This window comes from Vibrio kasasachensis (assembly GCF_050337565.1).
In the GTDB taxonomy this organism is placed as follows: domain Bacteria; phylum Pseudomonadota; class Gammaproteobacteria; order Enterobacterales; family Vibrionaceae; genus Vibrio; species Vibrio kasasachensis.
This window is the reverse complement of record NZ_JAKJTB010000008.1, coordinates 315,804-339,492: the sequence shown is the minus strand read 5'-3', so window position 1 is coordinate 339,492 and position 23,689 is coordinate 315,804. Positions and strand designations below refer to the sequence as shown.

Annotated in this window: 18 protein-coding genes; 3 read left to right on the top strand and 15 right to left on the bottom strand. The window is 43.4% G+C overall.

All coding sequences use genetic code 11. The features are described 5' to 3' along the window. The first annotated feature begins 120 nt into the window (after window positions 1-120). Both L4C38_RS01945 and L4C38_RS01940 read left to right on the top strand, forming a co-directional pair. Window positions 121-1,902 carry a sensor histidine kinase gene (locus L4C38_RS01945; protein WP_428795832.1) on the top strand — a complete coding sequence of 594 codons (1,782 nt, stop codon included), beginning with the start codon at window positions 121-123 and terminating at the stop codon, window positions 1,900-1,902. Beyond that, the gene (locus L4C38_RS01940) at window positions 1,902-3,248 is read left to right on the top strand and encodes a sigma-54-dependent transcriptional regulator (protein ID WP_428795831.1); all 1,347 of its coding nucleotides are present in this window, start codon (window positions 1,902-1,904) and stop codon (window positions 3,246-3,248) included. Before L4C38_RS01945 ends, L4C38_RS01940 begins: the two co-directional genes overlap by 1 nt. Window positions 3,249-3,739: 491 nt before the next feature. Here the strand turns inward: L4C38_RS01940 and L4C38_RS01935 are convergent, their stop codons facing one another. The 13 genes from L4C38_RS01935 to yghU all read right to left on the bottom strand — a co-directional run bounded on the left by L4C38_RS01935 (window position 3,740) and on the right by yghU (window position 20,426). Then, window positions 3,740-5,101, bottom strand: coding sequence for a TRAP transporter large permease (locus tag L4C38_RS01935; RefSeq protein WP_428795830.1), 1,362 nt, complete (start codon window positions 5,099-5,101; stop codon window positions 3,740-3,742). A 3-nt stretch (window positions 5,102-5,104) separates the two neighbouring features. After that, on the bottom strand, window positions 5,105-5,773 hold the full coding sequence (locus tag L4C38_RS01930; RefSeq protein WP_428795829.1) for a TRAP transporter small permease: 669 nt from the start codon (window positions 5,771-5,773) through the stop codon (window positions 5,105-5,107). A 90-nt stretch (window positions 5,774-5,863) separates the two neighbouring features. After that, window positions 5,864-6,859, bottom strand: a complete 996-nt coding sequence (locus tag L4C38_RS01925) for a TRAP transporter substrate-binding protein (RefSeq protein WP_428795828.1) — start codon at window positions 6,857-6,859, stop codon at window positions 5,864-5,866. A gap of 333 nt (window positions 6,860-7,192) precedes the next feature. Further along, the gene (locus tag L4C38_RS01920; protein ID WP_428795827.1) at window positions 7,193-8,308 is read right to left on the bottom strand and encodes an ABC transporter ATP-binding protein; all 1,116 of its coding nucleotides are present in this window, start codon (window positions 8,306-8,308) and stop codon (window positions 7,193-7,195) included. Window positions 8,309-8,312: 4 nt separating this feature from the next. Continuing rightward, window positions 8,313-9,167: a carbohydrate ABC transporter permease gene (locus tag L4C38_RS01915; protein WP_428795826.1), complete on the bottom strand. Its 855-nt coding sequence runs from the start codon at window positions 9,165-9,167 to the stop codon at window positions 8,313-8,315. Then, a complete protein-coding gene (locus tag L4C38_RS01910) occupies window positions 9,160-10,086 on the bottom strand; it encodes a carbohydrate ABC transporter permease (RefSeq protein WP_428795825.1) in 927 nt (308 codons plus the stop codon). Before L4C38_RS01910 ends, L4C38_RS01915 begins: the two co-directional genes overlap by 8 nt. 87 nt (window positions 10,087-10,173) lie before the next feature. Beyond that, entirely contained in the window at window positions 10,174-11,421 is a 1,248-nt protein-coding gene (locus L4C38_RS01905) for an ABC transporter substrate-binding protein (protein WP_428795824.1), read from the bottom strand. Between the two features lie 225 nt (window positions 11,422-11,646). Beyond that, window positions 11,647-13,074 (bottom strand): ATP-binding protein, encoded by a 1,428-nt coding sequence (locus L4C38_RS01900; RefSeq protein WP_428795823.1) that lies wholly within the window; start codon window positions 13,072-13,074, stop codon window positions 11,647-11,649. Window positions 13,075-13,091: 17 nt separating this feature from the next. Next, window positions 13,092-13,811 carry a response regulator gene (locus L4C38_RS01895; RefSeq protein WP_428796015.1) on the bottom strand — a complete coding sequence of 240 codons (720 nt, stop codon included), beginning with the start codon at window positions 13,809-13,811 and terminating at the stop codon, window positions 13,092-13,094. Between the two features lie 182 nt (window positions 13,812-13,993). Further along, window positions 13,994-15,466: a protein adenylyltransferase SelO gene (locus L4C38_RS01890; protein ID WP_428795822.1), complete on the bottom strand. Its 1,473-nt coding sequence runs from the start codon at window positions 15,464-15,466 to the stop codon at window positions 13,994-13,996. 365 nt (window positions 15,467-15,831) lie between these two features. Next, a complete protein-coding gene (locus L4C38_RS01885) occupies window positions 15,832-17,391 on the bottom strand; it encodes an alpha/beta hydrolase-fold protein (RefSeq protein ID WP_428796014.1) in 1,560 nt (519 codons plus the stop codon). Between the two features lie 357 nt (window positions 17,392-17,748). Then, window positions 17,749-19,287: a coiled-coil domain-containing protein gene (locus L4C38_RS01880; protein WP_428795821.1), complete on the bottom strand. Its 1,539-nt coding sequence runs from the start codon at window positions 19,285-19,287 to the stop codon at window positions 17,749-17,751. 278 nt (window positions 19,288-19,565) lie between these two features. Then, entirely contained in the window at window positions 19,566-20,426 is an 861-nt protein-coding gene (yghU, locus tag L4C38_RS01875) for a glutathione-dependent disulfide-bond oxidoreductase (protein ID WP_428795820.1), read from the bottom strand. A 199-nt stretch (window positions 20,427-20,625) separates the two neighbouring features. On the opposite strand from yghU, the gene yegD reads away from it, so the two are divergent. After that, window positions 20,626-21,978: a molecular chaperone gene (gene yegD, locus L4C38_RS01870; RefSeq protein WP_428795819.1), complete on the top strand. Its 1,353-nt coding sequence runs from the start codon at window positions 20,626-20,628 to the stop codon at window positions 21,976-21,978. 111 nt (window positions 21,979-22,089) lie between these two features. Here yegD and L4C38_RS01865 read toward each other — a convergent pair whose 3' ends face one another. After that, window positions 22,090-23,094, bottom strand: a complete 1,005-nt coding sequence (locus L4C38_RS01865) for a GGDEF domain-containing response regulator (protein WP_428795818.1) — start codon at window positions 23,092-23,094, stop codon at window positions 22,090-22,092. Between the two features lies 1 nt (window position 23,095). Next, complete coding sequence (locus L4C38_RS01860) at window positions 23,096-23,683, bottom strand: chemotaxis protein CheB (protein ID WP_428795817.1); 588 nt, start codon at window positions 23,681-23,683, stop codon at window positions 23,096-23,098. Window positions 23,684-23,689 lie beyond the last annotated feature (6 nt).

Genomic DNA, 23,689 nt, shown 5'->3' with positions numbered 1-23,689 from the left:
AATTCAAGTAATAAAAGGAGATCTAAGTCCGGTTTTACCCCCCAATTTGGCAACCTCCAACAACACCTTGATAACAAAAAACGATAGGCTAAAGTTTCGGTTCACTCACAAGGATTCGGCATGCTTTTCAACCAACGCGCCTATTTGTATTCGCTGGTGTTGTTTTTGCTTTGCGCGATTCTTGGTGGTCGCTGGATTTGGAATACTAATTACCAAAACCAATTAGAGCAACATCAATCACAATTAGATCGTTTTGCCAGCCATATTGCGACAAAACTGGATAAATATGCCCATCTACCGAAATTACTGGCTCAAGACAAAGAAGTTATTTCAGCCGTTCTACACCCGAATAATTCAGCACAGCAAGACATCACTAACCGCTATCTTGAAGATGTTAATCAAGTCATTAATGCATCTGATACCTATTTACTAGATGCGCAAGGTACCACGCTAGCGGCAAGTAATTGGAATATTTCTCGTAGTTTTGTCGGTCGAAACTTCTCATGGCGCCCATATTTTTCACAAGCGATACAAGGTGAAACAAGCCAGTACTTCGCTTTGGGATCAACTTCCGGTCAACGCGGTTATTATTATAGTTACCCTGTGGTTTACGCAGCCGAAATCATAGGTGTTATCGTGATTAAAATGGATTTATCGGCGATAGAAGCCAACTGGCAAAGTGAGAAAAACTTTTTTGTCGCGACCGATGAAAACAACATTATCTTCATGTCGAGTAATCAAAAGTGGTTATTCCAGAGTTTGATTGACCTGACACCAGAAATAAAACAGAAAGTATTAAGTAGCCGTCAATATCTTGATACGGATATCGTTTCATTGGGTCTACTTGGCGACTTAAACCTACAACAAACTGAGCTAAGTAACTTACGCATGGGTGGTGGACAAGGTGATTTTATTGTTACCTCACGCGCTATCCCGGAGCTGCAACTTACCATTCGCGTGCTGACGCCGAAACATACTATTTTATGGTCTACATTAAGTTTTCTGCTGGTGTTAACTTTGTTGTTTACGGTCGCCTTCCTCTCCATGCAACTTGTTCATCAAAAGCAAATAAAACAAAGACAATTTGAACAAATACAATCTGAGGCAAAACAAAAACTCGAGTTTTTGGTGATGGAAAGAACAGCCGAACTCCACGCAGAAATTCATGAACGAAGTAAGACAGAGCTGGCATTGCGACGTACTCAAAATGAACTGATTCAAGCTGCTAAACTTGCAGTGCTCGGGCAAATGTCCGCCAGCATCAGCCATGAACTCAATAACCCCCTAGCCGCAATAAGAAGCTTCGCTGACAATGGCAGACGCTTTTTGATCAAAGAACAAAATGAGCGTGTAGATGACAACCTTGCACGAATTTCTGCACTGACAGAGAGAATGGCTAAAATCAGTGAACAGCTAAAGTCTTTTACGCGAAAGTCAGACAGCCTAGAAAAGCAGCAGCTCGCTCTTACCCCAATGATCATTGCAGCTAAAGAGCTCATCGCACCGCAGCTTAAAGCGCAGCAAACCACGCTTACATTGCAATTAAGTGAAGACCCGATCAGCGTTAACGTAAACTCAATTCAACTCGAGCAAGTTCTGGTCAACTTACTCAGCAATGCTATTCATGCTGTGAGTGAGCAACCCTCTCGTACCATTATGCTCTTGGTTGAAAAACAAAACGAACAGGTATCGATTCACATAGATGACAGCGGTAAAGGAATTAACCTTGAACATCGCGATAGATTGTTCGAACCATTTTATACCACCAAGAAAAATGGGCTCGGGCTTGGCTTATCAATCTCACAACAAATTCTCCAAGCGATGAATGGAGAGCTAACTGCGGGTGAATCTCCATTAGGGGGCGCTCGATTTACTATCACCCTGCCGTTTAAGGATGAGTAATGGAAGACGTATTCTTTATTGATGACGAATGCGATATTCGTATAGCGATAGAACAAAGCTTTGAATTAGAAAATATTTCAGCGCGCTTTTTTGCCGATGCCGAACAGGCATTACTTGCCATTAAAAGCGGCGGACTTCCCAAAGTCGTTATCACGGATATCTGCTTGCCCGGGATTTCTGGAGAAGATCTGCTAAACAGCGTGTTGCGACAAGACCCAGATCTCCCCGTAATTCTTATCACTGGTCATGGTGATATTGAAATGGCTGTTAATGCACTTAGAAATGGCGCCTATGACTTTATCGAAAAGCCATTTGCTATCGACAGGCTCATCGATACCACTCGTCGCGCATTGGACAAGCGTAACCTCACGATTGAAAACCAAGCGCTTAAACGTAGCCTCAAAGCCAGCCAAGCACTCGGACCTCGCATCATTGGCGATAATGCTTCCATTCAGACTCTGCGTAGTACCATCACGCATATCGCCGATACTAGCGCTGATATACTGCTTTATGGCGAAACAGGGACAGGCAAAGAACTCGTAGCACGCTCAATTCACGAGCAGAGCTCTCGCCGTGAGAATAACTTTGTCGCGATTAACTGTGGCGCCGTTCCCGAAAACTTAATTGAAAGTGAACTCTATGGGCATGAAAAAGGCGCTTTCACTGGCGCAGACAGTAAACGGGTGGGTAAATTTGAACATGCTCACGGTGGCACTCTGTTTTTAGACGAAATTGAATCTATGCCGATGCAAGCACAAGTTCGATTACTGCGGGTCTTACAAGAGCGGGTAATTGAACGCGTTGGCTCCAACCAGCTAGTTCCGATTGATATTCGCGTAATTGCGGCAACCAAACTTGACCTAAAAGTTGCGGCAACTCAAGGAAGCTTTAGGGAAGATCTTTATTATCGACTCAATGTTGTCACGCTCGATTTGCCACCGCTTCGCCTGAGAAAAGAAGATATTCCTGCCCTATTCCACCACTTTTTACTGGTTGCCGCCGCACGCTATGGCAAAGACGCAGCCTCAATACCCAGTGCCGATTTACAAGTTTTACTCGGACACGATTGGCCCGGCAACGTACGTGAATTACGTAACTGCGCTGAACGTTTTGTATTGCTCGGTAAATTAGGTGAATTTTCACTTGAGAACAATGTTAGCCAGAGTGGGCTGTCACTTTCGGAGCAAGTTTCTGATTTTGAAAAGATGTTGATTGAACAAGCGCTCACCGCCAACGAAGGTCGAATCAATGAGACTATGTTGCAGTTGCAAGTGGCGCGTAAAACTCTCTACGATAAAATGCAAAAATTTGGCTTAGATAAACGCGATTATAAAGACGAAGGCTAACCGTTGGTGGAAAACTCTATACTCAAGAAACTTGAAGATGCAGGTAGGCGGCAAGTAAGAAAGTCCCCTGAGCATAGGTGAACTATGTGATTGGGGCGCACGAATACAGCCAACACCGCTGCAACTTCAAGTATGACGGGTATAACGAGATCAAACTGCCAAAGTATCGATGAGAAATTATTCTCATATTTGTTTTTGTCATTGAGAACCCCCCGCTATCTTTGGCACCACAACTATTTGTAACCCATACTGATAGAAATAGCCTCGGGGGGACAGCCTATGGGTGAAAAAACCAAATTTACTGTTATCACTGATACGACTCTAATTGATGGCGTATACAGAACAGAACTACGCTCTGGTAAAGACAGACGAAAAAACCGCCATGTAGTGTGGCGGTTTTATGAACGTAGACGAGGGAGTGACCCTCGAAATGTACAATCCAAACACATCAATGAGGAGATCTAACTCCTCCTCATTGTCGCTGAAATTGTTTACTTGGTTATGATTTCAGGTCCCATCAAAGTGGTCGGCAACCAAGTTGATACCCAAGGAACGTAAGTGACAATAATGAGGAAGAGGAACATTACCCCGACCCAAGGCAGGGCTGCTTTCACTACTTGCATCATCGACATCTTCGCTACCCCCGCTGTAACAAATAAGTTGAGCCCCACCGGTGGGGTTATCATGCCTATTTCCATATTCACCACCATCATAATCCCTAGGTGAATTGGGTCGATACCGAGTGCAATTGCGATTGGGAATACCAAGGGTGCCACAATGATCAGCAAACCTGATGGTTCCATGAATTGACCACCGATCAACAGCAGCACGTTCACGACGATGAGGAAGGTAATAGGACCAAGACCCGCTGACATCATCGACTCTGTAATCATTTGCGGAATGCGCTCTTCCGTAAGAACGTGTTTAAGTATCAATGCATTAGCAATGATAAATAGCAACATGATTGACAGTTTACCGGCATCGTACAGTGTGCGTTTAGTATCTTTATGCACGAACGTTTGCAGTATTTTTACCACAGCCGGCTTAGTATTTTGTTTATCCGAAAATGGTCCCATGTCCTTATATACAAAATTCGCGATAAAGAATGCATAAACGGCTGCTACAGCTGCCGCTTCTGTTGGGGTGAATACACCACCGTAGATACCACCTAAAATGATAACCACCAGCAATAAGCCCCAACTTGCATCTTTTGCAGAATCAAACATCTCTTTCCAACCAACGAAAGGCTGTTTAGGTAGTTTTTTTATACGAGCTGCAATATAGATAGCAATCATCAACATAACACCGGCGAGCAGCCCCGGAATAACCCCACCAAGGAACATTCGACCAACGGATACATCGGTTGCCGCCGCATAAACAACCATTACAATTGATGGCGGGATCAAAATGCCTAAAGTACCAGCATTACAAATGACCCCAGCCGCAAACTCTTTTGAGTAGCCATTCTTGATCATACCAGCAATAACGATACTACCAATCGCAACCACGGTTGCCGGAGAAGAGCCCGATAGTGCCGCGAACATCATACACGCCACAACCGAAGCCATTGCTAAACCACCTCGAAACCAACCAACCATTGCGATTGCGAAGCGAATAATGCGTTTTGCAACCCCGCCAGTAGACATAAAGCTTGAAGCTAAAATAAAGAATGGAATAGCCAGTAGGGTGTAGTGTCCAGCAAAAGCGTTAAACAGAGTCTGAGCAACTGAAGCCAACGATGCGTCGGAATGCATCATTAAGAACAACATACTAGACAAGCCCAGTGAAACGGCAATTGGCACACCGATCAACATAAAGCCAATCACCATAACGAATAGCAATAAAATATCCATTGATTAGCTCTCCTTGTCGTGGTTATTATTTTTAGGATCTAAGGCATCTGCAGCATCAGACATCTCCGTTTTCAACGCTTCTAACTCTTCTTCACCTTCGTGACCTGCAATTAGGCGATCCAGTTCGCCTGTCGCGATCTGCCAAGTGGCTTGAGCAAAGCGCAAAGTCAGAAGAGCCATACCAATAGGCAGTGCCATGTAAGGGATAAAGCGCGGCATTTTTTCATAACGCTCCCCTTCATTTAGCCAATCAGCCAGAAACTGTAATATTTCCGGCATAGGGATATCGTCGGTTTCATACCAAGCGCGTTCAGAAACAAATGGATACCAGTAATTCCATGAACCAATCAAAAGGAGAATAGAAAAGGTTAAACAGCACGCCGCGGCTAAAAGGGCATAGACTTTTCGCAGCTTATCCGGCGCCATGTTGATTACAACATCCACACCAATATGGAAGTGCTTTTTCACACCATAGGAAGCGCCAACCAATACCATCCAAGCAAACATGAAAACTGTTAATTCCAATGCCCAGAGAATATTGCCATTGAACACATAGCGAGAAATAACATTAGCAAAGGTAAGTAGAGTCATTGCGCCTAAGAAAAAGGCTATCAAGGTCTCCTCAATGGCGTCAGTTACCCGACCAACTTTGGTAAAAATTGACTGTTCCATAGTAATTCGCTTCTAAACAGTTTTTCCTGAGAGAGAAAAAGAAAAATGGGGAAAGGCCCTAGTCTCAAAGACAGGGCCGAATCGTTTTTATTAATTATTAGAATCTAGTGCCGCTTGAATAAGATCGGATCCAATATCTTTTTCAAACTTACTCCACACTGGTTGTAGTGCCGTCACCCACAACTGGCGCTGCTCTGGCGTTAAGGCACGTACTACACCACCCGCTTCAATGATGTTGGCTTTATTTTGGTTGTTAACCTTGGTGGATTCAGCGTTACGCGCTGTGGTTACTTCTTGGATGATAGTGTTTAACTGCTCACGTTGTTCTACTGGCAAATTTTTCCAGAAATCCGTCGACGTTACCACTAAGTAATCTAGGATGCCGTGGTTGGTCTCAGTAATACCATCTTGAACTTCAAAGAATTTTTTGCCGTAAATATTTGACCAAGTATTCTCTTGCCCATCGATAACCTTAGTTTGCAGACCACCGTATACTTCTTTAAATGACATCTTCTGTGGATTTGCGCCCAACTGTTCAAACTGAGCTACCAATACATCAGAAGCTTGTACGCGGAACTTCAAACCCTCTGCATCAACTGGTGATATCAATGGCTTGTTGGCAGACATTTGCTTCATGCCGTTATGCCAGAACGCCAGACCCTGTAACCCACGGCGATTCATTGCATTTTTCAGTTTCTCACCGGATTCAGAGTTTTGGAAACGGTCTACAGCGTCGACATCATCAAAGAGGAATGGAAGGTCAAAAATACGATATTTCTTAGTGAATTTTTCAAACTTCGAAAGAGAAGGGGCAGCAAGATGCACGTCACCGTTTAGTAGCGCTTCCAATACTTTATTATCATCGTATAGCGTTGAGTTAGGAAAAACCTGCATACAGACTTGACCGTTCATCTCATCGTTTACACGTTGCTCAAGCAATGAAGCGGCAATTCCTTTTGGATGCTTATCTGTATTAGTTACGTGACTGAATTTGATTACGGTTTCACCCGGGTCACAATTCGCCATAGCATTAAAACTGGTCGCAGCAAGAACAGAGACAGACAGTAGGGTCAAAGGCTTAAACATTATTATTCTCCTTGTTAAGTGGACAACCCCCATCACTGGGTGTTGATACTTACCTAAGGGCAATAAGCGAGCCAAGTTAAAATTAATGTTAATAAGTTATTAATTTAAAATAACATTACACCAAACAGCGCAACATAATATAAGCTATCTAACCAAGAGTTCTCTCTACTAATGAGTCATAAACCACCCAAAAAATTCAGCTTATGGGTCATAATCCCTCTCCACCCAGTTTCGATCAGAGTAATCTCAACTAAAAGGCGTCACAAGCTCAACCCATGACGCCTAGTCCAAATTAGACCTCTGTTTTTCAACACTCAATTTGAGCTTGTCTCATTAACCTACCTCTAATCTCAGCTCTGTCTTTGCATCAAAAAAAACGGCTTTCGATAAATCGAAACTAAGCGGTACAACCTGCCCTGCTTTAGCTGAGAAAGTAGGAGCCAAACGACATGCAATCTCTTGCTCATTAAGAGTAAACATCGCAATAACATCGGGGCCGGTCGGTTCCAGTACATCAAGTGAAAGCTCAAGCCGCGTTAACGTATTAGACTCTTGCATCACTTTGTCAGTAATGTGCTCAGGGCGAAGACCCACGACGATGTCTTTACCTTCATATTTGGACATAACCGAAGGTAAATTCAGTCGCTTAGGTTCTCGCTCGCTATCTAACATTTCAATATACGGCTGATCCGCATCATTTCTTTGCACACAGCCAGCGATAAAGTTCATCGATGGTGATCCCATAAAACTCGCGACAAACATATTGTTAGGCGCTGAATAGATTTCATGCGGTGTGCCGAGTTGCTGAACCTCACCATCTTTCATTACTGCAATTCTATCGGCTAACGTCATCGCTTCAATTTGGTCATGAGTTACATAGACAATGGTGGTATTTAATTGCTGATGAAGACGCTTGATTTGATGGCGCATTTCCACCCTAAGTTTCGCGTCAAGATTAGATAAGGGTTCATCAAACAGATACAGCTTAGGTCTTCTCGCTAACGCACGCCCCATTGCCACACGCTGCCTCTGTCCACCAGAGAGCTGAGATGGCTTTCGATCGAGCAAATGGTCAATTTGCAGCATTTTCGCTACCCGCTGCACTTCCGCATCGATTTCTTTTACCGGCATCTTGCGGATCTTTAACCCAAAAGCGATATTGCCGTAAACCGTCATGTTCGGGTAGAGAGCGTAAGACTGAAACACCATCGCAATGTCGCGATCTTTTGGCTCTACTTGAGATACCTCTCGCCCATCAATCACGATGTGCCCTGAACTGATATCCTCCAGACCCGCAATCGTGTTCATTAACGTAGACTTTCCACACCCAGACGGTCCGACCAAAATCAAAAACTCGCCTGACTCGATACTGATATCTATCCCTTTTAGGGTTTCTTGATCCGCCTTAGGGTAAGTTTTACGGATCTGTTTTAAATCTAAAGTTGCCATATCGTTATCCCTTCACTGATCCTGCGGTTAATCCACGTACGAAATATTTTCCTGCCAGTACATACACCACCAAAGTCGGTAAGCCTGCGATGATGGCTGCTGCCATATCAACGTTGTACTCTTTCACTCCGGTACTGGTATTGACTAAATTATTGAGTGCAACTGTAATTGGCTGAGTATCTGAACCGGAATAAACCACGCCAAAAAGGAAATCATTCCAAATCGAAGTAAACTGCCAAATCACGGTTACCATAATGATCGGTGTAGAAAGGGGCAGTAGAATTTTAAAGAAAATGGTAAAGAACCCCGCGCCATCTAGTTTTGCCGCTTTAACCAACTCATCAGGGATACCAATGTAAAAATTCCTAAAGAACAAGGTGGTAAAAGCCGCACCATAAATGACATGTACCATTGCCAAGCCCATGGTGGTATTCGCCATACCAAGCTTGCCCAGTACCGCTGCCATTGGGAGTAAGATCACTTGAAACGGAATAAAGCAGCCAAACAACAGCAAGCTAAAAAATAGGTTTGAACCCCGAAACTGCCATTTGGTCACAACGTAACCATTAAAAGCACCGATCAGCGTCGAAATGATTACCGCTGGCACCACCATTTGGAATGAGTTCCAAAAGTACCCTTTTACACCTTCACAGGTGATTCCAGTACATGCCCCACCCCATGCTTTGTACCAAGCATCAAATACCCACTCCTTGGGTAAACTCATAATGTTGCCCGCTTTGATATCTGGTAATGTTTTCAACGACGTCATTAACATCACAAACAGCGGCATCATATAAAACAAGCAAAAGGCTATCAGGACGGTGTATAAAAAGGCTCGTGAGAGCTTTAAATTATTCACGATTTTTCTCCCTCAATTCTGAGTAAAGATAAGGCACCAATATCGCCAAAATGCCCGCCAGCATCATCATTGCACTGGCTGCTCCCAGCCCTATTTGCCCTCGCGTAAACGAGTGGGCATACATAAATAGCGCCGGTAAATCAGAAGAATACCCCGGACCTCCAGCTGTCATCACAGTAACTAAGTCAAAGCTCTTAATTGCGATATGAGATGTAATGATCACTGCGCTCAAAAAGACCGGACGAAGGCAAGGCAATACAATCCGCCAATAGATAGTAGGCAAACTGGCACCATCAATTTGAGCAGCTTTAACAATCGATGAATCAATACTACGCAGACCGGCTAAAAACATCGCCATCACGAAACCAGATGATTGCCAAACCGCAGCAATCACCAGTGTATACACCGACATTTCTGAGTTTACTAACCAGTCAAATTTGAATGACTCGAACCCCCAATCATGCATTAGTTTTTCAATTCCTAACCCCGGGTTCAATATCCATTTCCATGCAGTGCCCGTTACGATAAAAGACAATGCCATTGGATAAAGATAAATGGTTCGAATTGCGCCTTCTTGGCGGATGTTTTGATCAAGTAAAATGGCGAGCGTAACGCCTAGCGCAATCGACACTATGATGAACAAAAGCCCAAAAATGCCAAGGTTTGCTATCGACGTCATCCAACGGTCGTTATCCAGTAACTTTTCATATTGGCTAAAACCAACGAACTGGAAGCTAGGAAGAAAGCGCGAGCTAGTGAGTGATAATAATCCGGTCCAAAATATATAACCGTAGATACACACCACAGTAATGAGCATTGTCGGCGCAAGTACAATTTTTGGCAGCCAATGCTGCAATCGGTCGGCAAAGCTCGACCGCACCACCACTGGCGTGGTGGAGGAGTTAATCGTTTGTTCCATAACGAATCCTTGCAAAGAAAAGCAACCAAGGAAGAGATAGTTAGGCTCGACACAAGCCTAACTAAGTTGAGAAAAGCTATATTGCGATTAGATGGCGGCTTTAACCGCTTTCGCTAACTTACCTGCCGCTTGCTGTGGGTCGGCGTCATTATCGTTAAAGAAGTTGGTTACGACATCAAAGATAGCGCCTTGAGCATAGCTAGTTGTCGCCATACCATGAGCCATACTTGGTACTAAATCACCCGTCTTGGCCGTTGATTTGAAATCTGCCATCGAATCCAGTGCACAAGAATCAAACTTGGACATATCCATATCTAAGCGGACAGGGATTGAACCTTTATTAAGGTTGAAGACTTCTTGGAACTTCGGATCAAGAATAGTCGCGGCCAACGCCTTTTGCGCTGTACGACTTTTCTCATCGCTTAGCTCAAAAAAGGCAAAACTATCAACGTTGTGAGTGAATTGACCCGCGGTACCTGGCGCAGGTACACACACGTAATCTTTACCCGCCACTTTACCCGCAGCTGAGAATTCGCCTTTCGCCCAGTCTCCCATGATTTGCATCGCGGCTTCACCGTTAATCACCATTGAAGTGGCGACGTTCCAATCACGCCCCGGAGAGTTTGCATCAATGTATTCGCGCATCTTTTTGAATTGGGTGAACACTTGCACCATTTTGTCGCCAGATAAGATGTCCATATCCAAATCAACAAAGGCTTTCTTGTAATCCTCGCTCCCTAACACATCCAAAGCGACAGCCTCAAATACCGTCGCGTCTTGCCATGGTTGGCCACCGTGCGCCAGCGGAATGATACCAGCCGCTTTCAATTTATCGCCCGCGGTGAAAAACTCTTCCAAGGTTGTCGGTACTTTAGCTCCGGCCTTTTCAAACGCAACTGGATTTGCCCATAACCAGTTAACGCGATGAACGTTTACCGGTACGGCAACATAGCCATTATTGAACTTCATAATGTCGGTCACCATAGGCGGAACCACGTCATCCCAACCGCCTTGTTTGGCTACGTCATCTAAATTAGTTAAAAAACCTAACCCACCCCATTCTTGGATATCATGTCCCACGATTTGCGCGGCTGAAGGGGGATTGCCCGAGACAGCACGGGTTTTAAGTACTGTCATCGCACTTTCACCACCACCACCAGCGACTGCAAAATCTTTCCAGTCATGACCTTGTTCTTCAAGCATATCTTTTAGTTCATTGAGTGCTTTCGCTTCACCGCCAGAAGTCCACCAGTGGAGCACTTCAACTTGCCCAGCATGAGTGAATGTGGACGCAGTGAGAAGAGATAGGGTCAGTAAGGTTTTGTTCAGTTTCATCGTTATCTTCCTTGTTAGGACTAGACTCTGGGCTCACTAAGTTTGGGAACACATCCTAGCGCTAAGCCTGTTACCTACTACAGCCAAAATGCTGTCTCTGGTAAGCAAGTAAAGCACGTCCCCTATCTGTCTTAGAGCCCGACTTTTTATTCAAAATTGAGTCTAACCAATCAAAGGATGGCAGTTTGAAACAAAAGGTAAATTTAATGTAACACAGATGTTACATTAACTATCTAAGCCCGATGGTAGATAGATCATAACTTGGAGCCCACCCTGCTCGCGATTACTTAAAGTGAGATCTCCACCATGCCCATTAACGATGTTGCGGCAAATGCCTAGCCCTAGCCCATGCCCCTCTTTATCATTCGCCAGTCGATAATAAGGATCAAATACCGCATCGAGTTGTTGCTTTGGGATGCCTGGTCCCCAATCTGAAATCGAAACAAGCACTCCCTGATCGACCTGTTTGGCAACAACCAATGCACGGTCTCCATACTTCAAAGCATTATCAATTAAGTTGCTGAACACGCGTTTAATTGCTAACGGCTTAGCGACAATAGATAAAACGGCACTGGATTCAATTTCAACACGTCTACTCGATTGATTGTGTGGCTCCACCAACGAATAAAGTAATGCATTTAAATCAATATCTGCACTGTTCTCATGCAAATCAGTGTCACGAACGCACTGTAACGCGCCTTTCACCAACAGCTCTAAGTCATCTAAATCTTTATTAAATTTATCTCGCTTAGGTTCATCTTCAAGTAGCTCAGTCCGTAAACGTAAGCGGGTGATCGGGGTTTTAAGATCATGAGAAATAGATGAAAACAGCAAGTCTCGATCGGCAATGTAACGCTGAATGCGCTGCTGCATGCGATTAAACGCTCGTGTGGCAGTGATAAGCTCACTCGCACCTTCTTCTTTCAATGCAGCCTGCTGAACGTTCATGCTCATTTCATTTGCCGCTTTGGCTAAACGCTTCAACGGCTTCACTTGTTGACGCACAAGTAGATAAGTCAATCCCAGCAATAATGTTGTCGAAATCATGAGAAACCACCATTGCTCTTGGCTAAAAATACTGTCATCTAACGTCATATAAGGGGCAGGCAATAGCGCGGCTATATATAGCCACTGCCCCTCTGCTAACTCAATTTGAACCACCAGCACGGGAGGCTCTATAGGGCTAAGCGTTAATGTATGATGCGCCCAAGATTTGGGTAAATCGGCGAGATAAAGGTCATTTTTTAGCAAACGTAAATTTTGCTGTAATGAAAAATCAACCAATATAGATTTTACGCGCGGTAAATCTGATTTAAGCACCTGCTCAATAGCACTGACTGATGCTTGCTTCAGTGCATTGTTGGCAATAGGTTCAACAATCAATTTCTGCTTATTGAATGAAACAAAAAAACGCGTACCGCCCATATTGCGAATTTGGTTTAAAACAATATGGCGATAACTAACAGGGAGTGATTCAAAAAAAGTAACCGTCGAGGCAAACATACTAGCCATACTTGCCGAGGTGGAAGTAATGCCCTCTATTTCACGCTTCTTAGATTCCGTGTACCAAATCGTCGTTGCGATAATTTGCGCGACTAAAGCCGCAAACAGAGTCAAAGCGAGCGTTCTGGACACCAAAGAATTCAGTCTCATAGGCTCACCTTATGCGATTAATGCTCATAGCTCACTGGCACGGATAGGATATAACCATTACCGCGCATAGTTTTGATGTAACTGGGGTATTTACCGCTGTCACCTAATCGTTGACGCAAGCGGCTAAGCTGGACATCTATTCCACGTTCTAGCGGTAAGGCTTCTCTCCCTCGCGTCGCATAAGAGATCGTATCTCTATCCAACACCTCATTTGGGCGTGAAAGAAATAGCATCAACAAGTTAAAATCGCTCCCCGATAAATCGTGCTGCTGATCCCTTGTTAGGTGAGTAATTTTATGTGCAAGTGTATCTAAACTCCAATCACCAAACGTAATCGACTTCGGTAAGGCGTCGCCTATCCGTTCACTACTTACTTGGCTGCGGCGAAGTACCGCTTTGATACGTGCAATCAAATGGCGAGGGCTAAAAGGCTTGGCAATATAGTCATCCGCACCGATTTCTAAGCCAATGATCTGATCGGTATCATCGGAAACGGCCGTTAGCATAATGATGGGAACATCTGATTCACGCCTTACTTGCTGACAAAGCGCAAAGCCATCATCACCTGGTAGCATCACATCAAGCAATATAAGGTCAGGGTAACCTTGTTGGAGTTGGGATTTAAGCTCCAACCCATCCTTTACCGTCGTGACTTGAAAGCCTGATTTCGTCAGGTATTCATCGAGCAGTTCGCGTATCTCATGGTCGTCATCAACAACCAATATGTGTGTATTTATCAATGACCAGTCCGTGTCAAATTATACTGCATACTCAAATATTATGAATTCAGACCTTAAGTAAGAGCGATATTTATCAATAGTTTGAAGTGACCTCGTACATTGTTCACATTTAATTAACAATTATTGTTACCGTACGATATCTCAAGCAACTTTAACGCGCAAACTCGCCAAATACCGGGTTAAGAAGAGCAACTAATTTCCATACCTTTCCCCCATTCCGGAGGTAAGTTTGCGTATGCTTCAAACTCAGGGTGTTCTGCAAAAGGACTGGCGAGTAATGTGGCGAGTATCTTTACTTCACTAAAATCCCCTTCCTCTGCTTTATCTATCACAAGTTGAGCCAAGTAATTGCGTAAAATAAACTTAGGATTTACTTGCCTCATCTTTTCACAGCGCTGCTTCGCGGTGATCAATGTCCCTTTGTCATCCACTTCTTTGCTGGCTCGAATAAGATATCCATCAAGCCATAATTTCGCGCTGTCACGATCAACAAATAGATCAATCACGTTCGCTGTGGTGTGATTATCCAAATTGGATAACTCACGCATAAAGCGCGTGTAGTCCACTTGCGTTTTCTCTAGCAATTCAAATAGAGTGACAAAAAATTCACCGTCTTCTTCTCGAGTATTGTTCAAGCCCAGTTTTGCACGCATTTGTTGGCTATAGTACTGCTGCAACCTTACTTCAAATTGCTCAAGTGCCTGTTCAATGTCCGCTTTATCAACAATGGCAGAAAGTGCATGCCCAAGTGCACTTAAATTCCACAATGCTATTCTAGGTTGATTATTAAATGCATACCGCCCTTGGTAGTCCGAGTGGTTACAAATATAGTTGGGATCATAATCATCAAGGAAGGCGAATGGGCCATAATCAAAGGTTTGACCCATAATCGACATATTGTCGGTATTCATTACCCCATGACAAAAGCCAACTGCTTGCCATTGAGCAATCATCAATGCGGTTGAGTCCACCACTTGTTCGAACATCGCTGCATACGGCTTTTCAGCGCTGGCCAAATCAGGCCAGTACCATTCAATAACTTTGTCGGCTAACAACTTCAGCTCTGTCAGTTGATTGGTATAGAAGAAGTGTTCAAAGTGACCAAAGCGTACATGGCTTTCAGCCATACGTAACAGCAATGCCCCACGCTCTTGTTTCTCACGGTAGACTGGCGTATCACTCACCAACATCCCCAAAGCACGGGTAGTCGCAATACCAAGACCAGCCATCGCTTCACTACACAGGTATTCACGTATAGTTGAGCGTAATACTGCTCTTCCATCCCCCATTCGTGAATAAGGCGTAAGCCCTGCGCCTTTTAGGTGCAAATCGAACACGTTCCCTTGCTGGTTGGTCAGTTCACACAGCAGTAGCCCTCGTCCATCCCCTAAGTCTGGGTTGTAAACACCAAATTGGTGTCCAGCGTATTTCATCGCAAGTGGGCTAAAGTCGGGATGGTCCATTTCACCCGCGAGCTGTTTTTTTAAGTCACCGCTAGGGGCATCAATTGGCAAACCAAATTGTTGTGCAAGTAAGCCGTTCCACAATACCCAATCGGTATTGCCTAATGGTTGCGGGGCAACAGCGGTATAAAAGCTCTGTGGAAGTAGAGCAAAACGATTTGATATAGAGGGAAGCTGATAGTTAGCCATTTACAATCCATTTTTATCGCTAAGACTATAAGCAAACTATCAGAACAAATATGCAGGTTCTAGTAAAAATAGGACAACGGTTAGTACCCACATACTTGTTAGGGCAATACCATAAAGCCGTCATACGATTAAGAAGATGCTTAGAATACCTGCTAATGAAAAAAGACAAGTACGGCTAATCACGCCAAAGTTGGACGGTTGGATCATTTCTTGTTCTCTCATAATTACCTCTCTCAATATGACATCTTAATTACAATAATATGAAATTTGAGAAAATTAACAATTTGTTTATGGTGAACTTTTTATGACACAGCCTAAGAAAGAGAACGCATTAACGCCTTTCTTTTTTGAAGTTTGTTTTGTGGTTATTCTTCAAATAAGTAGTCCAACCCGTTGGCGATAGTTACGCGCCAACTGTAATAATCATGTCCACTCGCCAGCTCATCAAATTTCACGTCATATTGTTGTTCCGTCAAGACATTGTAGAGCTTTCGATTGGTATCAATGATATTCACTTGTTCTGGTTTCTGTTCGAATACACCTGCGTTCATATATATTTTTAGTGAACGTTGAGGAGATTGAGCAATTTGCTTGGTTAACCACTCTTTTTGTTGCGTGCTGTCCGCCCACCAAAATGAACCGGACTGGCTAAGTACATTGCCAAATACGTGAGGGTATTGGTGCGCTATGTACATAGAAGCTAAACCTCCGTAGCTCGAGCCCGTCAAAATGGTCTGCTCTGTTTGAGGCGAAAGATCAAACTCTTCAACTAACCAAGGCATTAACTCGTTAGCCATAAAGTGAGCAAAATTTGGATTAGGAGGAAGCTCTTCCGCACGAGACTCCGAGGTAGGGTTATTAATGAAAACGGCTCTAAGTGGCGGAATTTTGTTCTCCGCAATCAAGTTATCTAAAATGATTGGCGTTGGTACTCTAGTGAGGTATTGATCGCCGTCGAAAATGAGCAGCAAAGGAGAGTTTGGCAAAATAGGATAATGACTATTTGGTTGGTATACCTTAACAGAGCGGCTATTACCTAGCGTTTTGCTTGTCACAGTATGAGCGGTCATATTTCCCACCAGCGCGCCAAGATCACGTGTGAACCGATCAGAAGGGACATCGCCATACTCTAAAGTTGATGCTTTCCCAAACTTATCGTCACTTGAGCCAAATGTTGGATGAATGTTTAACGGGTCAATTTGCGACGTTGCTAATACTGCCCTTTTTTGATCATAACCGCTAAATTCGGAGAGCTGAGGAACATTCGGGGCTAGGCGATAGGATAAGCGTGTTCCATTCGGTACTCGATAACTTTTATACCAAATGTCGCTACCTTCAAGGTTCGATAGATAAACATGCCCATCATACGGTGCACCAAAAAGACGAACATTACTTTCATTGCCTCGCCATAAAAAGGTGACAAGAGCACTACCATCTTTCTGCACTTCAATTAGTGGGGTACCTTCTTTTTCCATCTCAAGCCAAAACTTAGCGATCTCGACCTCCCGCCTCTCAGCCTTCGTTTCTGCAATATCAATTAACTGGGGGCTGATGATTGTTTCTTTGGGATTGACAGTTTGATCGTTCTTTAATTTTTTTTCTTGCATGATAACGTGAACGTTACTGGATGTTTTGATAGGTACAATCTTTAGAAAATACTTCCCATCTTTATCTACTGACCAAAATAGCCTCCCATCTCTTTGGTTAGTGTCCACTATCGATTTAATAAGATTACCTTTGGCATCCCAAATAGCAGCCGAATTTAGAGGAGCATCGCTTAAAATAGAGCCTTGGATATAACTCCCAGCCTGTACCTCAATCGACATTGAATAAGCACTTGAAACATTGATAGTTTCATCGATTGAAGTCGACGCATAAGCAGGGGAAAAACCAAACACTAAGGGGAGAAACCAGAACACCTTCATTAAACGCAAATACCAATCATTAACACTTGCGTTTAGATTAATAGATCTGTCACTTGTAACTCAAATCATTCCAGCTTGCTTGTTATCTGCTTCCTATTTCTTATGTAAACTCATTCGATAATTACATAATAACGTTAGCTTTATTTACATATCAAACAATCCCCCACCACCCTAGCGGGTGGTTTAGAACGGATATGTTAAAAACCCTCCGAAGAGAGCTTTCAGACTGCTGACGAACCCCACTTTTTAGTAGGATACCTCTACTAAATCAAAGGTCTAGCATAATAGCTAGACCTTTGTCAGCCGTCTGAGCCACCTGCCGGTGGCTTTTGAGAGCAGTTAAAGCGCACACGGCTACTACTTAATAAGATAGCTTGCTCTATCACGCACCTGTTTCGCTTCACGTGTAGATGCTGCAATACGGCGCTTTTGTGTGTTTAGATTTTTGATTTGATCTTTCTTTGCTGCCCACTTTTTATTCAACTCAGTTGTCTTCGCCTCAAATTGAGCTTTAAGATCTACTTTTGCCGTTTTCTGCTGAGTTTCAAACGCAGTCTTTAACGCTTCATACTCGCTAGAAACCCGCTCATCTTCTACGTCTTGGTCTTTACGCGACTGATCTACAGCTTGAACCAATTGCTCTAGCTCAACGTTGGCTTTGGCCACTGCTTCTTCAAATTGTGGATAAACGGCTTGCTTAATCTGATCTTGCTGCTTTTTACTTTCTTCGCCAATGCTCGTCACTTCTGCTTTTTCTTGCGCTTTATACTCAGAAACTAACTGTTTGTATTGCGCATTGATTGCGTCTTTACGCGCCTTAAAATCTGCTTTTATCTCGCTTCTTGCCGTTTTGTATGCATCTTTATCTAGGGACTCTTTCTTAGCACTAAGCAAACTTTTCTCTTCTGATTTAAGTGCAGAAAGCTGGGATTTCTTGTCACTTGAAGCATTCGCTTTTAACTGTTTGTACTTCGCTTTTACTTCTGAGGACGCTTGTTTTGCTTTTGCTTTCTCATCATTTCGTAATGTCGCAATATGTGATTTTTTATCTTTCTCAATCGTTTTTATCTGAGTTTTAAGCGCACTTTGTTGATTTTTAAGTTCAATGCGCTTTTGCTTAAATGATTCTTTGAGATCTTTTACTGACTGAACATACATAGCCTTCTCAGTATCTGAAAACGTTTGTTTTTGCGCATCAAGACTCGCGAGTAGCTCTTGCGTTGCCTGTGTTTTTTCTTGTCGTAGTGCATCACGACGTTGTTCAAAGGCTGTTATTTCTGGCTGGCGCTGTTCCAATTTCGCTTGAACATCCGCCTCGGTCTTATCACCCGTCTTTATTGCCGCTTCAGCCACTTCAATAACCTCATCTAAATCGCCTTTACTGACCATTTGGTGAGGGTTCTGCATTGCCTTTAATGCTTGAGCATGCTGCTTTTCAGCTTTGCTAAAAGGTTTCGTGTTAAAAATAGTACCAAATTCGTCTTCACTTTCTGAGTAATCCACGAAGACCATTGCACCATTGAATTTGTGGTTCTCACCCGATTCAATCGCAGGAGTGACATACACATTTCCTGATACCTTTCCAAGAGTCAGCAGCAGATCTTTATCACCAACATACTCAACTTCTACCTTTAAACGAAATTGAGTAATTTTGCTCTCTTCTCCGCCCAATGCTGTACCCAATTTGTGTATCAATAACCAATCCTTGTCTACAGGCATTTCACCACCCACATCAACATCAACTACTTTCCAGTTAGGGAAAAATGCCATTTCTTGTTGCAGTGATTCTTCAATTTCAGACTCGCTAGGCATACCAGATCCAAAAAAAGCATAACTTGGTGCCGACAACATTGAGCTCATCGTAAGGATGGAAAGAAGAGTGTGTTTAATTCGCATGTTTAGTCCCTTATAAAATCTAGCTGTATTATGAAATGTCACAACAAATTGTCATCTGCCATATGGCTTTATAGTTCTCAGTTTGATGGCTCACTATTATCAAAAATATCAATACAGACTTATGTTTCTATAACTTTTGAGCTATGTCTCATATAAGCACTAAGTTTAAATAATGTACTTTAACATTAACGAATAGCTTCACTTAGGTACTAAATAGGCAGTAGTAAGCCCTCATGTGAGGGCTTAAAGAAAGGAAATATTGACGACTGGCGAACACTTTATTTTGGTTGTTTTGCCAACGCTTGATCTATGTCATCAGCGCTATGTCTTTCTAGTACCTGCTCCCACTCTTCACCCCAAGACTTATTGACAATTCGCCCACGTTGTACAGCGTGACGATCGGAAACCTCTCTTGCCCAACGAAGCAAATTTGGGTAGCTCTCGACATCAAGAAACTCTGCGGCATCATACAAATTGCCTAGCACTAAATTGCCATACCAGGGCCAAGTAGCAATATCTGCAATCGAATATTCGTCACCCGCAAGATAGTGATTCTCAGCCAAATATTCATCGAGTAGATGGAGCTGGCGCTTGGTTTCCATAGTAAAACGATTGATTGGGTACTCAAATTTCTCTGGAGCGTAAGCATAAAAATGCCCAAAACCACCGCCAAGGTAAGGCGCGCTGCCTTGAAGCCAGAACAGCCAATTCATAGCAACGGCTTTGGTTGCCTGATCCTTTGGTAGCAAGCAACCGAACTTTTCAGCCAAATACAGCAGAATATGACCTGATTCGAATACATTGATTGGAGGATTAACGGAAGTATCAACTAACGCGGGTATTTTTGAGTTCGGGTTAACGGCAACAAAACCAGATGAGAATTGATCCCCATCACCAATGCGGATCAGATGCGCATTATATTGCGCGTCAGTCATACCAAGCGCCAATAGCTCCTCTAACATAATGGTGACTTTTTGACCATTTGGCGTACCCATTGAGTAGAGCTGCAATGGATGTTCTCCAACTGGGAGAGCTTGCTCATGGCGTGCTCCTGCAGTTGGTCGATTAATGCTCGCCCAAGTACCGCCGGTTTCGGTATCGATTGTCCATACTTTTGCTGGGATGTATTCGCTTGCCATGACCATTCCTTCTTTTTACATTCTTATTTACTGTAGAAGATCTGGTGGCTATATAAACAAAAAACAACCACTGTTAACAAAATTGTTAACATCATGATAAAGCCAACAGCTAAGACGAAGATTTGCAGCATTTCCACTTGACCCATCTACCCGTGTAAGGTTTAGTGTGCGCCCCCTGTTCCCTTACGTTGAGGTAAAAATGTCCATTGGATTTGATTTCGGTACTGCAAATTGCTGCGTTGCTCACCTAGTTAACGGTAAAGTAGCTCCAATTCCACTCGTGGGTGATAGTGTTTACTTACCCTCTACCCTGTGTGCACCCAATGCCGAATCTGTTTCTGAGTACCTTTTCCGCTGCTTGAACATTCAACCAAGTAACGAAACGAATCAAGCTGTACTAAGAAGAGCAATCAAAATCAACCGAGAAGAAGGGCTTGAAGTTCAAACTGATGATGTAAAATTTGGTCAGCAAGCACTTGAGCTTTATTTGGAAGATCCAAAAGACGTTTATTTCGTAAAATCACCGAAGTCATTCTTAGGCGCCATGGGGCTTAGAGACATGCAACTATCTTTTTTTGAAGATTTGGTTTGCGCCATGATGAGCAATATCAAAAACCGAGCTGAGATGGCAATTGGAAAAGAATTCAGCCAAACCGTCATTGGCAGACCGGTTAACTTTTTAGGTCGCGGTGGTGAAAGCTCTAACATTCAAGCAATCGATATTTTAACCCGCGCGGCCACACGCGCTGGCTTTAAAGATGTTGAATTTCAATATGAACCAGTTGCGGCAGGGTTGGATTTTGAAAATACACTCAACACGGATAAGAAAGTACTCGTGGTGGATATTGGTGGCGGCACGACAGATTGTTCAATGATCCAAATGGGACCAACATGGCGTGGCCAAATTGACCGAAAAGAGTCATTGCTTGCTCATACAGGGCAAATGGTCGGCGGTAATGACTTAGATATCTTTATTGCGTTCAAATGCTTGATGACTGAGTTTGGTCTTGGCACCAAATTAAAAAATGGCTTAGATCTACCGTTAGTTCAGTTTTGGAATGCTATTGCCATCAATGATGTTCAAGCTCAACGTAGCTTTTATGCACACGATAACCTAGCAACACTGCGTCAATTTCACAAAGATGCCATGCTACCTGAAAAACTCAACCGCTTGGTCAAACTACACCAAGAAACGCTCGGGCATGGCGTAATACATCAGGCCGAATTGGCAAAGATTGCTATGTCTGACAACGACGTTTTCACCACATTAATTGACCTTGTCTCAGAAGCATTTAATGTAGCTACGACTCGAGAAAATATTGACGCAGCGATCGAAAATCCAATGAATAAGATTCGCAGTTTAGTCCAAGAAGCCGTAACGCAAAGTGGTATCGAACCCGATGTTATTTATATGACCGGTGGCTCATCACGCTCACGCGCGTTAACCTCAGCAGTAGCGACAGTACTACCGAATACTGAAATAGTCAGTGGTAACTATTTTGGTTCAGTAACCGCCGGGCTCACTCACTGGGCTAATCTGATCTATCGCTAGTCATTGTATAGATTGAAGCGTGTCTTTCACTATTGGTTCAATTTGCCTCAAGCTGGTGCCTAACCATCGATACGCAACAAAAAGCGATGCGCTTTAATCTTACATGCTCACCTAACACATCACACATTGTTTAAAAGTCACACAATTGCGATTGGTGCTTTTCGATTCATACAGTGCTTCATCAGCTGCTTCCGCAAGATAACGAGAAGATAGATCTCGATTTGGGAAAATAGAACTCACACCAAAGCTAGCAGTGACAATACTTCTTCCTGATGCGTCATTATGTGGAATACGCAGATCAGTGATCACTTTCCTCACTCTTTCCGCCACTAACTCAGCTCCTAGTTGATCGGTATCTGGCAAGACAATAGCAAACTCTTCCCCACCAACACGCGCTATTCGATCGAGCTCTCGCAATTCCATCTGACGAAGCGCTTTAGCAACCGTTCTCAGACAATCATCGCCTAAGTGATGCCCAAAGGTATCGTTGAACATTTTAAAGTGATCAATATCTAACATGATTAAAGACAGCGAAGTTTCTGTTCTCGATGCTCGCTCCCACTCTTCGGTATAGAGCTGTTCAAACCTCCGTTTATTGAATAGACCCGTTAAACCATCAGTGGTTGAGAGCATCAGCAACTGTTCATTGGTCTCTTCAAGCTGTTGTTGAAGCTCTTCCAACTCAGCTAACTTTTGGTCAAATTCTATTGTTTTTCTACTTAGCGCTTCTCTTTGCTCAAAAAGATCAATAAAGACACCCACTTTGCCTCTAAAAATGACTGGCTCAATCGGCTTGAACATATAGTCAACCGCACCAGACTCATAACCTCTGAAGATTTGAGTCTCTGTTTTGGAACGAGCCGTCACAAAAATTATTGGAATTGACTTGGTTTTTTTATTGCCGCGCAATAACTCCGCCACCTCATAGCCATCCATCCCTGGCATCTGTACATCAAGTAACACCAATGCAAAATCGTGGTCCAGTGTATGAGCAAGCGCTTCCGCACCCGATATTGCACGGACGATCTCGACATCAAATGACTCTAATAATACTTCCAAGGCAATTAAATTTTCAGGACGATCATCCACGATTAAAACACTAGGACGTTGCGTCATTTCAACACTCACATATATTATTTAAAAATTCACCTATTTTTTCCAACGGAATAATATGGTCTACGTCAACAGCATCAATAGCTGCTTGTGGCATAGCTTGTGCCTCAGCGGTTTCTACCGACTGTACAACAGCTATGCCCCCTCTTTGCTTTATTCGCTGTAGCCCCTTCGCACCATCCGAATTAGCACCAGTTAGCACTACTCCGACTAACTCTTTGCCAAAGTAATCTGCGGCAGTCTCAAACAATACATCAATAGACGGGCGAGAATAATTAACTGGCGCATCGATAGAGAGTGCAATCGAACCATCCACTTCCACCATCATGTGATAATTGGGAGGGGCTATATACAAGGTTCCTCTGCGAATCGGTTCTTTGTCTTCACCTTCTTTTACACTTAAATAAGAGCGGCTTCCCAAATGGGTTGCGAGGTAGCTTTCAACGTTTGGGCTAATGTGTTGCACCAGTAATATGGGAAGACAAAAACTCGGGCTCAAGTTTTTCAGTATCTCTTCCATTGCCAACAACCCACCCGCAGAGGCACCTATCACGACCGCGCGATGCATTGTATTTCCACAGTTAACTTCCATGGAGCA